Raw genomic sequence first — 13060 nt, forward strand, 5'->3', positions numbered from 1 at the left:
AGGTCCCCGGAAACTCTTCAATCTTCACGGTGGCTGGCTTCTCGACTACCGCTCCCCGGTCGTCCGGCAGATTCAAGGTCTGAGCTTGGCCCGTCTGGGAATTGTTGGCGAACAGTGACGGAGTGCGTTAAGGGTTATTCGACGCCTGCCAGCACGCGCAGCGGCACCGTCTCATTCCTGCGGCCGAAGGCAGATATCGAATAACCCTTAACGATTTCGGCCGGCCACCGGGGCGCCACGGAGGCTGGAGTTGATGCAAAACGCATGAGACCCTGGCCGGCCGCGAACCACCGCTTGCATCCATGGTCGGTCGGACATTCGGCGGCCAACTCCGCTTTCGTTAGCGGACACTGCCGTCCGAAGCTTGCACGAGTAAAATCCGGATGCAACGCCTGACGTGCGCGCACGTAACCGATCGGAGGCCTGGATGGACCTGACGGACTTCATTGAGGGCAACATTCAGGCCTTGGTCGACGATTGGACTGAATATGCCGTTGCAATTAGCCAGGAGGAAAGTCAACTCTCCGAAGGCCAGTTGCGCAATTCGGCTGCCGACATCCTGGCCGCCATCGCGGCGGACATGCGCGAGCCTCAGAACCAGGCGCAGCAGCAGAGCAAGTCGCGCGGCGAAAAATATGTCCCACAATCTAAGTTCAGTCACGTCGCACGCCTGTACGCAGAGGACCGCCTTTCACACGCGTTCGGTATCAATGATGTCGTCGCGGAGTTTCGCGCCCTGCGCGCCACTGTGCTGCGCCGCTGGCAGACGACTTCCCCGGGCGGAGCTACGGCGTTTCAGCAGATGATCCGGTTCAACGAGGCGATTGACCAGGTGCTTGCAGAGTCGGTATGGCACTATGCGCAGCGTACGGAACGCATCCGGGACCTTTTTGCCGGCGTGCTTGCGCACGACCTCCGGTCGCCGCTTGGAGCGATATTGAATTCCGCCGAAGTGCTGCTGCGCGACGAAGGCCTCGCTCCAGCCAGTATAAGGGCACTCGCATTCATACAGCGCGGCACGATGCGCATGAGACAGATGATTGAGGACCTGCTGATTTTTACGCGCGCTCGTCTGGGCGACACACTGCCGGTAGGTTTCAGCCCTCAGGACATGGAGCGCATCTGTCGCGACGCGGTGGATGAAGTGTGCGCGTCCTATCCGGACGCACTCATCGAGCTGCGTCTTGAGGGGGATCTCCGGGGTCGATGGGACGGCGGCCGGTTCGGACAGTTGTTAGTCAATCTACTGGTAAACGCGGTCCGCTATGGTTCGGGGCAGATTGTCGTCGAAGCCCGTGCTCACGATGGACAGGTCACCGTGGTCGTCGCCAACGAAGGCAATCCGATACCGGAGCGCGCACTCCCCACGCTGTTCGATCCGCTAACGAGGGCGACCACGCCCGACCGGAGCGGAATGGCCGCGGGCATGGGTCTGGGCCTTTACATTTGCCGCTGTATTGCCTCTGCGCATCAGGGAACGATAAGCGTTGAATCGTCGGAACGTGGTACCCGCTTTACCGTGCAGATACCGGCTTCGCCTTCGCTGTCCATCTGAATGCGCTGGACAGCGCCCGAGCAGATGACCGTTGACAATAGAGACCGGACGTTTGATTACGGATAAATCGACAGGCAGATTCGTGTCGTCAACACTCATCCGACCTTCGCACCAGCGGTCATTCATCACCCGGGAATTGCGGGTAATTGCGAACGGCGGCTATGGCCGATTTACGGTCGTCGAGAGGCGAAACTGGCTCACTTTGTTAATAGCAGTTGAACCTCTGACGTCGAGACCGACAGCATAGCGGCGCATATGTTTTTTTCATGAAGTGGCGGTCCGATAAGAAGTTGCCGCTGCCTCAGCCTGAAGACAAAAAAATGGTGCTACACACACAGCAGTGCGACGGAAGTCGCACTGCTGTGTGTCACCGCGTGGCAAATGTGGCCGCAACGCGGCTTCTGGAAACTGTTCAGCTTTTCGCGGCCTTAAACTTAGAAGCCCGATTCCTAAATGATTGCGAGCGGGCGGGGGAGCGGCCGAGCACGTCTGTGTCCCTGTACGGGACGTGGTAACGTTCCAGCGACTATCGTGCTTCTTGCCAGCCGTTGTCAGTCTTCACCATCGAAATGGTTTCCTTCCACTGAGTTTCATTGCCATTAGTGAGACCGTCGGGTAGATGTATTTTCGCGAATGCTTCATTGAGCATCTTGTAACCAATACCCGAGCAAGCGCCGCTGATCTCCTGCGCATACGGAAGCATTATCTTGTCTTGACGCACTATTTCTTCAGCTTCCGAGTATGTTTGAGCCATATCGCCGCCGTTCAGACCACTCGAATTCTGACGGTCATACTGCTCACGCGCGCCATTTACACCTAGTTCTACGGTGTAGGTGACTTTGGTCGGATCTGCGGGATCATGCGTGGCGATGCTGTTATCCGGGTCATGCTGATGCGCTTGCGCGTAAGCCTCTTCGTTCGCCTTGAAATCTTCCCGCGCCTTATCGTAAGCCGCCTTGGAATCAGCCAGCTTGGAGAAATCAGCTTTGACCTTATCAGCTTGCGCCTTCATGCCGTCGGTTGGATTGAGCTTGAGAGTGTACTTGACTTCGACTCGATAATCGTTATCGTCGATCGGAGTGCCATTAGTCTTGCTGGCATCTTGTACTTTAATGTACTCACAATCGCCGATACGTGCTTCGATAGCTTTCCGTGCGTCGCTTTCTGATGGAGCGCTATGTCCGCAGGCGGTAAGTCCTGCGGACAGAAGGGTATATAGCGCGATATGTCTGAACGGTATCGTGTTGCGCGTGATTTTCATGTTTGTGTCTTTCTCTTTAAGTAACGGCTGGTGTTATTGAGGTTTCGTATTGAACATGCACGACTTCGTGCCTCAGGCGTCCACTGCGCAGCTACCTTTGTGCTGAGGAAGCAGGAAGCAGGAGGCAGGAGGCAGGAAGCAGGAAGCAGGAGGCAGGAAGCAGGAAGCAGGAAGCAGGAAGCAGGAAGCATGAGGCGTGGGCGTCTTGCGGATTCGTGGGAACGGTGCGACAGCGTGTGGGGCATCCCGCATCAGATAGCCATCCGGGTCGCGGGGAATTGTCTGGCCCGTTGAGCATCTGTACCGGGTAGTCGCGCGCCATTGACTCAGCCACTGATCTGTCGTTGGGTGCGTGATGTTGTGCATCACGTCGGCAATGCCCGTCGTGCCGCCTACTCGGTCCTCCAAACCCCTTTCAAATCTGAATTTCATTTTTTGTCTATTTGCTTGTTGATTCCATGGCCGGTGTGACGGACAAACGGCCAACCGAGTTGGTCGCGATCAAGGCTGCTTTCGGTTTGAAAAGTAGGTCTGCGGTCAATCACATGACTAGTGTGAATCGCTCAAACACGTGACTGAGAATCGCGGCTGGGCAGTTCCTCATTAGCGACCGAATACTACCAAATAGGTAGTATATGACGTGAGCTAAACCAGGAGGATTTTTGCTTTCAGTTTTGGAAGCGGAAGATGCCCGTCCTTGCTCAACGGCTCAAGGAAGCTCGCCAACGCTCGGGACTTTCCCAAGAGAAACTAGGGATTGAAGCGGGCTTGGACCCCATGTCTGCCAGCACGAGGATGAACCGTTATGAATTGGGAAAGCGCGTGCCCGACTTGGAACTGGTAGAGCGAATCGCGTCGGTATTAGATATTCCCGCAGCGTTCTTTTATGCGACTGATGCTTCCGAAGCGGATCTGTTGCTGAAATTTCATCGACTGCGCAAAGGTCAAAGAGAGAGGGTTCTAAGTTTTGTGGATGAACTCCTCCGTTGAGTCAATTGACGGAGTATGGCCACTGCACGGTTTTTTTCGGCAGCATCCCGAGACAACAGAGTCTGGCGCATTCAGACTTTGCCTCCAGCTTTCCGATTGCGAATACGGCTGCCGCTTGCCCGTTGATGCTCGGCAAGGATGGCAGCATGAACACGTGCCGCGTAGATTTCAGCCTGCGTCAGCGTCTCGGGTTGTTCGATGAGGACAGCAAGATGCTCGAGTGAGGGTGTACTTGTTATCTGGAGCGAGCCGTCCGGAATATCCTCAATGGTGATAACGTATTTGCTCATGGTTGTGGGCTTTGCATCGATTGCTGGTAGGCAATGGTTGATCGATCGGTTGAGCTGGTAAGGGCGTCCGTGCGGATGCTTGTTTTGAGTTCGTCACGCTATTACTTCTCTTGGGAGGGGGCGACCGAGGTGCCGGCCGTCGCTCGAGACGTATCCACTTCGCGTACCGCCTGTTTAGCCATGACGGGTGTTTTGGCATCCAATGCCGTTGAACAGGTGCGGTAAATCGCTGGACCCAGCACGCCAGTGCGCTTAAGGGCGCTCAACCGCTCGCGACGGATCTGAGTGGAAAAGGTCGAGTTGCCGACAATGACCCATGCCGACTGGATCAATTCGCGTCGTGCAGCGCCGCGTCGGCTCATGTACATCATTCCAGCTAGCGGTCCGGCACACACCGATATGGCGATCCACTCGACACGTGTCAAGGCGACGCTTTGGGCGCCGAGTTGGTGCATGTCGAATGCAATGGCACATGCCGTGATGACGACGCAAGCCGCCCATATCAATTGAACTGCGAGAAACATGAAACACCTCCTCGCCTATATCGTATCCGTATCTGGAATATTCCGCATCTGTATTTAGAATTCTAGAATGACTCATCCGATCCATGACTCCCGCTACCAGCGCATTGCCACGCTGCTCGGCGAACTCCGAAAGCAACACGGCCTGCTGCAACAGGACGTTGCAAATCGGCTCGGACGACCGCAGGGCTTTGTGTCGAAAGTCGAAAGCGGCGCCCGCCGTATCGATCTGGTTGAACTGCTGGATTTTCTCCGGGCGCTGGAGTCCGATCCCCACGCGTTTATTGATGAGTTACTGAATCAGCCGATTTCTTCGTTGCCGCGCTAGTGTTTAGTACCGTTCTGGTAGATGGAGCGTGGTAGAGGACCGATCCCATTCCGCGATGATCAAGATGGTCTGCCCATTCAGGAGCAGATCATTGGAAAATTGCCGTAGCCCGGGTTCGAGTGGCAGGTCGTTCTGACGGCGATCAGCAGCACTGAGGCTGCCCAAGTCGCAGCGAAGGTGAACGGGCGAGCACGGGATGCGTGCCCGCCCTGATGCGAAACCCGCGAAGTGAAGAGAAAAGACCGGGCGCAGGACGCGTTCGGGTCACGGTCGGGTTTTCAGAAGCCGGCGGCATAGTGCAGAAGCGTGCGCCTGTGAACAGCCAAGATGGCGCCGGATCCCGGCGACGGTCAGTCTTACCTGACCTGCACTGATATCACTGGCGAGCCTAGTCACGTCGTTATCAAAGGTTGCCAGAGGCAGGCGGTGACCATGTACGCGCCCCACAGCACACGACCCATGACTCGGACTGCAACCGGTGAACCGCGGTTGATTACGGGCAGCAGGTGCGCGCTCACGATCAGTGCCGCACCCATCGCGATCCAGACGACATGCTCGGCGAATGAGCCGCCGCGCCGCCAGCCAGCAATTGTCGAAAGGCATACTGCCGTCCCGGTCGTGGCCGCCGCCGCTGCGACCACCCATCGTTGTGCCGCGCTCAAGCGCTCGCCCCGCCCAGCAGCACCGCCTTGCGCTCGAGCTTCTGGCGCAGCGTCGGCGATCCGTTAGCGGGAGCAACCGTTGCCCCGCCAGTCGCATCGGTGCCTCCACTGACATTGGCAGCGGAACCGGAGCCGGAACCAACGTCGCCATCTCGCCCGACATCAGGATGGAGCTCGTCGACAACTGCGCTGCCGTCCTCGGCACTGTCCTCGAATGCGCCATTTGCAAATCCTGCACGCGCTGCCGCATCAAGCGCCGCCTGATCGAATCCCGCTGTGCGCCGCTTCCCGTCGAGTTCACGGGCTTGCGCGATTGCCTGTTCAAGCGTACTGTCCGTCCGGACACTGAGATCGACGTAATAGATCGCGCCTCTGTAGCTCTGCGTGGTGGACTTGCCGCGCAGCTTCAGTTCCAGTGGCAGACACGCAAGCAGGTTGCCCGATACCGCGCTGAAGTAATGCAGGCGTGCGGCCAGTGTCCTGATCGAGTTGTAGGACGTCGTTCTGAAGATGAAACTGCCCAGTTCGTCCTCATCACCGATGGTGACATTGAGGCGCCCGTACGGCTTGCAGTTGCGGGCTTGTCCGAACGCACAACCGTCGGGCGACGGGCAGGGCAGCTCTTCAATACCGCTCTCGCACACGCGTTTACACGTTGCGCCATTGCCGACGCACATTGGGCGCCCCGTATCTCGATCGAACAGCGAATACTCGGCCCGCAGATTGAGGTCGGGATCGTTGAAGAGAAATCGCACAGGAATCGCGCGTAGCTTGCCGGTAGCGGCCTTGCGCAGCGATTCGTTCAGCGGATGTAGTATCCATTCGCCTCGCTGCTGGATCTGGGTTGTGACTGTAAATTGATCGTCTTTCTCGGGCAGGCGTTTGCCGTTCTTCTCGACGATGCGGCCGATGGAAATCCTCCCGATAACGGGTGGAGTGATGCTCAAGCCTTTTAACATGGACTTCTCCTGTACATAGACGGAGGGGGAACAGCAAGATCAGCGGAATTCAGCTGTTCACTAGAAAGCGGCGCGAACCGGGCTTCGTGACGGCGTACTGTGCGGCGAGTCCGGGGTGATCGGCCAGCAGCCGCGGCAGGTCAACGCTGGCACTGTCCTGGCTACGTTTGAATGACACTGATCCAGTTTCAAACGTAGCCCGATCAGCTTCGCCCATCGCCTGCTGGATTGTCTGTTTGAGCTTCGCTTCGATGGCCTGGCGACCTTCTATGTCAGCGCGTACGGCTACCAGATCGGAAAACACGGAAGACAGATTGCGATCGTGCGTGAAATCGACCGCGCCTCCTGTGCCCGGATACAGGCAGCGCAACGCGCGATCGGCTGATTCCGAGCCGTCAGCGACGGGCGGCGTATCGGCTTCGACGTGCCTCCAGAACGCGGCTTCAAGTTCGATCAGGCGGGCGATGAGCTCGTCGTCTCGTTCAATTCGATGCACCTTGAGCTTCTGGCCGCAGAGCAATACCGCCACGTCGACAGATGACTTGCCCGTAACCGCAAGCTGGTGCTGAACCTGTAACTCCACGTATTCAGGCACACCGTTGTGCCATAGCCGTGCTCCAAACTCACCCGCTGTCTTGCATTCAAGCAGTTGCACGTCTCGACGGCCCACGACTTCGCGATCTACGTTGGCCAGCATGAACGGTATCGTTGGATGCTGAAGTATCGCGTTGACCCGTCGCACCCGGTTGCCGGTCTGCTTCGTGTAAGACGCCGCAACGATGGGCTCGAGCAGGGTGCCCCAATACACCGGCTCCGCCGTATCCCCCGGATCAGGTTTTGGCAGACCCTCATCTCGGCCCGTCTTGATGAGCCACAGTTCCAGTGGACTCATGTACGGTGAAAGCCCCACAGCAGCGGCTGCATCGGAGCCGCCGATGCCATTCTTTCTTACCGATAGCCAGTCTTCGTGTGAAAGCGATTTCGTATCGACGAGTCGCAATGCAGGCCGAGATCGACTGCGCCCGACTGATTCAGGCAAAGGCATGTGCAACCTCCAGAAAAGAAGAAGGCCCGGCGGGACGTGATCCCGGCGGGCCGTATGACGTGATGGACACTCGCTCAGGCAACTAGCTTCATTGCCTCGTCCCAAGCGCGCTGCTTGATCGCTGCACCGGCGCCGAACCAGGCGGCGTCGCGCCGGTGATCCTCGCTGCGCGCACGGCGTCGGTGGTCAATGAATTCTGTAATAGCGTTCAGCGCGCCCCAAAGACTGCCACATGCAGATGAGAGGTCGGCACCCATTCCCAGTCCGGCATACAGCGCTTGTACGGCCCGGATCGCGCTGTCGTTGGTGGCCGGCATCGAGACACTGGAACTGGCTGGATAGGTCAGCACGCGACGGAAGAACGCCTCGGCCGCTGCATCGTTCACTTTGCGATCTGCCAGAGCTTTCATGCGTACCATGAAGCCGTCCCACGACGAGATTGCGATGCCGAGCTGCCGTTTGACGGCCTGCGCGTCGAATCGGGAGCGATGAGGCACCTTCACGCAGCCAGCAGAATCGCCCAGCGCGATCTGTAGCGTGTTGTTGCAGACGACACGTACCGATGTGAATTGGGCCGTGGTCGCGAGCGTGCCGTCGCAGGCGGTGGCGAGCAGTAGATAGCCGTTCACCTCATCGCGTCCCCTGAGCGAGACGGACTGGCCGGTACGGGCGAGGGCGAATAGTTTCTTGCCGTCCTTGAGCACGCCGGCCGTCTCCAGCTCGAAGCCGCCGACCTCGGTGAGGTCACGATAGAACTCCAGGATTTCGCGCGGCTGCACCACCCGATAGCGCGATGACACGACGCTCAGCGGTGCCTTTGTGTCCGAGCGGTACAGCACGCGCTGTTCGGGAAACGCGTGGATCGAGCCGAAACCGGAACCGGGAGGCGTGGCGACGAAGCGGACGTCGGCCGATTCGATTGTCCAATCCATACCAGCCTGACGTGCCCAGATTTCGATGGGCTGCTTGGCGGACAGCTGATTACCAAGACCATGCCACGGAGTCTCGCCGCGATAGGCCATCGAGGAAACGAGATGCATAAAACCTCCAGATGAGTGCATAGAGCCCGGCGCGCGGCCGGGCGATGAAGAAAAGGGATAACGAGATCGGAAAAGGACGGAATGGGCCGGTCAGTCCGGCCGGATCGAGAAGGCGTGTCCACACGCGCTGCAGTACCAGTTGCGCAGCACCTTCTGGTCGAGGTTTTCTCCGAGTGCCGCGCCGGTGGCGCAGCCGGCCGCGGCGCCGGCGAGGCCAGCGATGATCGCGCCGGCGATGCCACCGCACAGCACGCCGAACGGGCCGCCGAGGGTGCCGGCGACGGCTCCCAGTTCGGCCCCGGACAAGGCCGCGGCGGCTGCGCTGGTGCCACCGGCTGTAGCACCAATCGCGCCGCCGATACGCCGTGCAATGTGGCGCGGCTGCGTGCGGAACGATTCGCAGGCCGGACAGCCGTGGATCACCTCTCCCGTATCGGGGCGGTAGGGAGGGAGTCCGTGGCCGAACGATCGGGACGATGCATGCGCAAACTCGTGGTCGTGCAGGCGCGTCTGTTCGCGTAGCTGTTCGTCATCGTCGTCATCGTCAAACGGCAGATAGGGTGGGCGACGGTCAGACATGGCAGGACGTTGCCTTTCGTCGGGTGTGGCTGACGTAGCAGCCGACGCACATCGTCCACAGCGCGCCGAGGGCGAAGCAGATCACATATGCGGTCAGATAATCGAGGGGCGGGGTGGGAAGCATCACCGGACTCCTTAAGCGGGTTCGCCGTGCGCAGTCGCAGCGGCGGAGCGACAGGCTGTTGCCCTGCTCAGGCGGGTGATATATGTCTCAGATTTGTTTGATTGCGGTCAGGGATGCATGCGATCGGAGGACCTTAGCATGTCGCCCTTCCGAAGGCACGGCGTCGAATTCGTGCCGATATTGGAGGTACGAACGAAAGAACCAATCGAGAGTAACCTTCGATAATCGTTGGCGGAACCCGGAATCTAACTCGCGTCCGCTGCTGAACTAATAGTAACGCCTCAGCCCTGAGTACGCGGTTTCGTTTGTTGGGTCGCGTACCCACCACTCAGAACGAGAGTTCCGTTTGGGCAATCTCACGCCAGCCCCGGTCAAAAGTAAACGTCCGAGCGAGGCCAACCGGATTTCGAATCCTAAGCACTCGGGCCTTTGTCGCGTCCGTTGCATGCTCGACCACGTACAGCCAGTAGGCACTGCCTTTCTCACGGGCGTGGTCGAATTGAGTGTGTGAGAGCGCTACAGGCCGATCTTCCAGACTACCCATCATTGACTTCACTTCGACCCAGCGAACTTGCCTGCCACTGGGGTCGGCTTCGTAGAGGTCGAAGCCCGGATTGCCTTCTGGTGTGCGGCGAAGTGCTGGCTCAAGCTTAATAATCAGGTCGATGGCATGCCCTTCGATCTGCATACGTGTCGCATGATCGATGCCGTCTGGATCGGGCCCATCGTCGTCCGGATGTGTGCCGATGTAGGAAATGAAGGGGCGCCCCCCCGTTTGTCCGGGTGCCCCCTTTCCATGACTGCCACCATTTCCATTGCCTTTGCCACCAGAAACACTGTGTGCATCTGCGCTGCCGGGCGTGCCTCCGGTTCCCAGACCACCGCCGCGTGGTGTTCCAGTACTCGTGCGACCTTTCCCGCCACGCCCAGCATCACTGACTACGCTGTCGTCACCATCGGGGTCAGGTGTGCCGGGCCGGATATCCGGCATGTCATCGCCGTATAGGTCTTTCGCATCGTCATAAACGTCGCCATCGGATGGCTCGTCGGCTTCCGGCTCGGAGGCTGTCGATGGCTCTGGTTCAGATGGTGGATTGGTGATGCCCAGCCGGGAAGTCAGGTCGGCCACGTTGGTGATACCGAGCTTGCGCAGCAGATCGAGCGCCGCCGGATCGATGCCCGCCTCTTTGGCCAGTTGGTCGATGATCGGCGGCTTGAAGGCGATCTTGGTCAGGAGGAAGGGGCTGTGCTTCCAGCCAACGGTGTCGAACACCACGAGGCCCGGAGGTACCAATTCGCCGTCGGCGTTCGGCACCCAAGCCACCTGATTCAGCGTCCGGACGAAAGCTGCGTCGAATCGGGCCGTCTTTGTCTCGTGCGAATAGCCCCATTTGTAGGAGCCGTAAAAGGCAGCTGTGTTGCGAGCATCGAGATCAGCCAGTGCCTCCCACAGAACTTTCACTCTCGCTGCCGCCTCTCCAGATTTCAGCGTGGGCAGGAAGTCCAGAAGCTGCGTCAGCCCGCGAAGGGTGAAGTCTTCGGGCGGGTTTTCCCAGCTTGCGCGCTCGAGACCCGCTTCTCTGCGGATTCGCTCCTTCTCCGAATACCCCAGACTCGACGGTGTTGCCTCCGGTATGAGATAGCGGCTTGCCCCACATGACACGAGCACGTCGCGGATGTCTTCACCGCGCAGGCAATCATATTCGTTGTCGACGATCAGGATGCCGGGCACACCGGCGAAGAGCTGCTGCAAGCGGTCGGTGGCGATGTAGACTTCGCCGGGCTTGGCGACATATGCCTTGCCGTCGCCGGTGTCCACCACCATCACAAAGGTGGTATCGCGCAGGGCGGAACGGAGCTTTTCTTTTTGTGCTGTCGAGTCGGTGCTGAAGGCAGCACGGATGCGTTCGATGTCAGCAGCGTAAGCATAGTCGCCAACATCCACTTCTTCCTGCTGGTACTTCGGCAGGAGGTTCCAGATCACGTCATCCACCGGATCGGGTTCGGTGATCCCCAGCGAACTCAGGAACAGGCGCACCTCGGGAGTCGCGCATACTGCGCGGCGCATCGTCGGGAAACTGGTGGCAATGGCGCTGGGCAGGAAGGCCTTGGCTTTCCCATTCTCGCGGGCGACGACATGGGTGCCATCATCAAGGCGGATGAGCGGAACAGTGTCGAGGTGGCGACGCAGAGCTTTCTCTTGGCCGCTCAGGAATTCATACAGCCGCAACACCCACTCGTCGGCTTGTGTCTCAAGGAATGACTTGGTCAGGCCCGGCACCAGTTTTGTCGGCGTGATCTCGTCGATGTCGAGTTCGCGCATCAGGTACTGGCGAATCTCGGGTGCCTTGTCCTGAGTGATATCGCCAGACAGCCAAGCAGCGACCTCCGAACCGAACAGCGCCGCAACCTGTTCCGGGCTGAACAGCTCGCGCAACTCTTGCGTGCGCGCCAGCTTGGCCTGATGGGCGGTGACATGCCTGCCATCGAAGGTGGGAAGCAGCGCCTCCTCCTGAAACGCCTGCCGGACGGCATTGAACATCGGCGCGAACCGTGAATCTTCCGGAAATTTCTCGCGATCAAGCGGCAAGCAGCGCAACGCCGAGACATCCAGCAACGCCTTGTCCCGCATCCAGCGCATCGCTTCCGCCAGCAGGCCGGACGTTTCCTTGACCAGATGCTGGTTCCACGGCTCGCTGGGCGGGATGTTGTCGCGGCTAGGCGTGGTTCGGTACGGCCCTTGCACGAGAAAGCCAAGATGACTCTCAACAACGGTCGGGAAGAAGACCACTAGCGGCGACTTTGCCAGAGACTGCACAGCCCAGCGACCAGGGGTGTCCTTGGCCGCAACCAGCGAGAAAGCGATTTCCACCCGCCCGACCTTCTGCCGCTCGGCAGAAAACACGTCGTGATGGAACACGAGCCAGTTCTGATCAACTTCGGGCCGATCATCCTCTTTGCCGATCACCGTGATGCGCTGGACATTGGGTCCGAGCGTTTCGGGGGTGTTGCGCAGGTAGAACCCGGACGCGCCGCCCTCGACGCTCCAGTTGATTTCGTCAATGTGGCGCAGGAACAGCAGCGCGCCCGGGCCCAAGTGGCGGAACCCAGCGGTGATGTCCTGCGCTGCGCTCGTGTCCTCCGGTTTCAGGGGCAGGATGATCTGTGTCTCGTCCGCCGCGCGTGGCGAGCGTTCCAACCGTTTGGGAAAGACGTAGTTCTCAATGGCGAAGTCCTCGTCTCCAGAGTGAATTTCCGGAAGATCGGTGACGGTGTAAACGGACTTGAAGCCGAGGCCGAAGCGGCCAATGGAGGACTCGTTCTTCGTGCTCTCGGCGATGTCGCAGACGCTTCGGACGTCGGCCTCGTCGAACGGCTTGCCGAAGTGGGAGAGCGTCAGGCTGGTCGGTTTTAGGTTGAATGCAACCTTGTGCGATCCGTGCCAGTCGCCCCGCCTACCGAGCGCGTCCTCGGCGTTTTGCAGCAGTTCGAAGATGAAGTGCGTGCGATTGTCGTACAGCCCAGCGGCCAACTTCCCAGATTTCTGGGCGCCTTTGGTGCCATAGCTCTCCCGGTTTTCCTTGCAAATTGCATCGTAGTTGGATGCCACCACCGCTCCCCTCAGGTCAGGCATCCGTTTGATGCCAAGTTTGCTCAAGTCTGCCAAATCGCGAAATATCGTGACAAAATATGACAGTAAACCAAG

12 protein-coding genes are annotated in these 13060 nt (G+C 59.1%); 3 read left to right on the top strand and 9 right to left on the bottom strand.

The window, feature by feature from the left end; translation table 11 throughout:
- The first annotated feature begins 427 nt into the window (after positions 1 to 427).
- Positions 428 to 1555, top strand: coding sequence for a sensor histidine kinase (locus L0U82_RS00475; protein ID WP_233827751.1), 1128 nt, complete (start codon positions 428 to 430; stop codon positions 1553 to 1555).
- A 526-nt stretch (positions 1556 to 2081) separates the two neighbouring features.
- On the opposite strand, the gene L0U82_RS00480 is transcribed toward L0U82_RS00475, so the two are convergent.
- Complete coding sequence (locus tag L0U82_RS00480; RefSeq protein ID WP_233827753.1) at positions 2082 to 2816, bottom strand: hypothetical protein; 735 nt, start codon at positions 2814 to 2816, stop codon at positions 2082 to 2084.
- 687 nt (positions 2817 to 3503) lie between these two features.
- Between L0U82_RS00480 and L0U82_RS00485 the strand changes: the two genes are divergently transcribed.
- Positions 3504 to 3806, top strand: a complete 303-nt coding sequence (locus L0U82_RS00485) for a helix-turn-helix domain-containing protein (RefSeq protein WP_233827755.1) — start codon at positions 3504 to 3506, stop codon at positions 3804 to 3806.
- 71 nt (positions 3807 to 3877) lie between these two features.
- On the opposite strand, the gene L0U82_RS00490 is transcribed toward L0U82_RS00485, so the two are convergent.
- Both L0U82_RS00490 and L0U82_RS00495 read right to left on the bottom strand, forming a co-directional pair.
- Positions 3878 to 4096 carry a hypothetical protein gene (locus tag L0U82_RS00490; RefSeq protein WP_233827757.1) on the bottom strand — a complete coding sequence of 73 codons (219 nt, stop codon included), beginning with the start codon at positions 4094 to 4096 and terminating at the stop codon, positions 3878 to 3880.
- Between the two features lie 101 nt (positions 4097 to 4197).
- Positions 4198 to 4620, bottom strand: coding sequence for a hypothetical protein (locus L0U82_RS00495; protein WP_233827759.1), 423 nt, complete (start codon positions 4618 to 4620; stop codon positions 4198 to 4200).
- Positions 4621 to 4687: 67 nt separating this feature from the next.
- On the opposite strand from L0U82_RS00495, the gene L0U82_RS00500 reads away from it, so the two are divergent.
- On the top strand, positions 4688 to 4945 hold the full coding sequence (locus tag L0U82_RS00500) for a helix-turn-helix domain-containing protein (protein ID WP_233827760.1): 258 nt from the start codon (positions 4688 to 4690) through the stop codon (positions 4943 to 4945).
- A 658-nt stretch (positions 4946 to 5603) separates the two neighbouring features.
- On the opposite strand, the gene L0U82_RS00505 is transcribed toward L0U82_RS00500, so the two are convergent.
- From L0U82_RS00505 to L0U82_RS39670, 6 genes are all read right to left on the bottom strand, one after another.
- The gene (locus tag L0U82_RS00505; RefSeq protein WP_233827761.1) at positions 5604 to 6566 is read right to left on the bottom strand and encodes a recombination directionality factor; all 963 of its coding nucleotides are present in this window, start codon (positions 6564 to 6566) and stop codon (positions 5604 to 5606) included.
- A gap of 49 nt (positions 6567 to 6615) precedes the next feature.
- Complete coding sequence (locus L0U82_RS00510; RefSeq protein WP_233827762.1) at positions 6616 to 7611, bottom strand: YqaJ viral recombinase family nuclease; 996 nt, start codon at positions 7609 to 7611, stop codon at positions 6616 to 6618.
- 74 nt (positions 7612 to 7685) lie between these two features.
- Positions 7686 to 8651 (bottom strand): DUF932 domain-containing protein, encoded by a 966-nt coding sequence (locus tag L0U82_RS00515; protein WP_233827763.1) that lies wholly within the window; start codon positions 8649 to 8651, stop codon positions 7686 to 7688.
- A gap of 90 nt (positions 8652 to 8741) precedes the next feature.
- Positions 8742 to 9230 carry a hypothetical protein gene (locus tag L0U82_RS00520; RefSeq protein ID WP_233827764.1) on the bottom strand — a complete coding sequence of 163 codons (489 nt, stop codon included), beginning with the start codon at positions 9228 to 9230 and terminating at the stop codon, positions 8742 to 8744.
- Positions 9223 to 9354 (bottom strand): hypothetical protein, encoded by a 132-nt coding sequence (locus tag L0U82_RS39665; RefSeq protein WP_267929289.1) that lies wholly within the window; start codon positions 9352 to 9354, stop codon positions 9223 to 9225. Before L0U82_RS39665 ends, L0U82_RS00520 begins: the two co-directional genes overlap by 8 nt.
- A 328-nt stretch (positions 9355 to 9682) precedes the next feature.
- Entirely contained in the window at positions 9683 to 13012 is a 3330-nt protein-coding gene (locus L0U82_RS39670; protein ID WP_267929290.1) for a sacsin N-terminal ATP-binding-like domain-containing protein, read from the bottom strand.
- Positions 13013 to 13060: the final 48 nt, after the last annotated feature.

It is taken from the genome of Paraburkholderia sp. ZP32-5 (assembly GCF_021390495.1).
Taxonomy (GTDB): Bacteria; Pseudomonadota; Gammaproteobacteria; order Burkholderiales; family Burkholderiaceae; genus Paraburkholderia.

Coding starts and splice junctions, on each gene's coding strand:
- L0U82_RS00475 (WP_233827751.1), top strand. CDS start 428: ATGGACCTGACGGACTTCATTGAGGGCAACATTCAGGCCTTGGTCGAC.
- L0U82_RS00500 (WP_233827760.1), top strand. CDS start 4,688: ATGACTCATCCGATCCATGACTCCCGCTACCAGCGCATTGCCACGCTG.
- L0U82_RS00485 (WP_233827755.1), top strand. CDS start 3,504: ATGCCCGTCCTTGCTCAACGGCTCAAGGAAGCTCGCCAACGCTCGGGA.
- L0U82_RS00495 (WP_233827759.1), bottom strand. CDS start 4,620: ATGTTTCTCGCAGTTCAATTGATATGGGCGGCTTGCGTCGTCATCACG.
- L0U82_RS00510 (WP_233827762.1), bottom strand. CDS start 7,611: ATGCCTTTGCCTGAATCAGTCGGGCGCAGTCGATCTCGGCCTGCATTG.
- L0U82_RS39665 (WP_267929289.1), bottom strand. CDS start 9,354: ATGCTTCCCACCCCGCCCCTCGATTATCTGACCGCATATGTGATCTGC.
- L0U82_RS00480 (WP_233827753.1), bottom strand. CDS start 2,816: ATGAAAATCACGCGCAACACGATACCGTTCAGACATATCGCGCTATAT.
- L0U82_RS00520 (WP_233827764.1), bottom strand. CDS start 9,230: ATGTCTGACCGTCGCCCACCCTATCTGCCGTTTGACGATGACGACGAT.
- L0U82_RS00505 (WP_233827761.1), bottom strand. CDS start 6,566: ATGTTAAAAGGCTTGAGCATCACTCCACCCGTTATCGGGAGGATTTCC.
- L0U82_RS00490 (WP_233827757.1), bottom strand. CDS start 4,096: ATGAGCAAATACGTTATCACCATTGAGGATATTCCGGACGGCTCGCTC.
- L0U82_RS00515 (WP_233827763.1), bottom strand. CDS start 8,651: ATGCATCTCGTTTCCTCGATGGCCTATCGCGGCGAGACTCCGTGGCAT.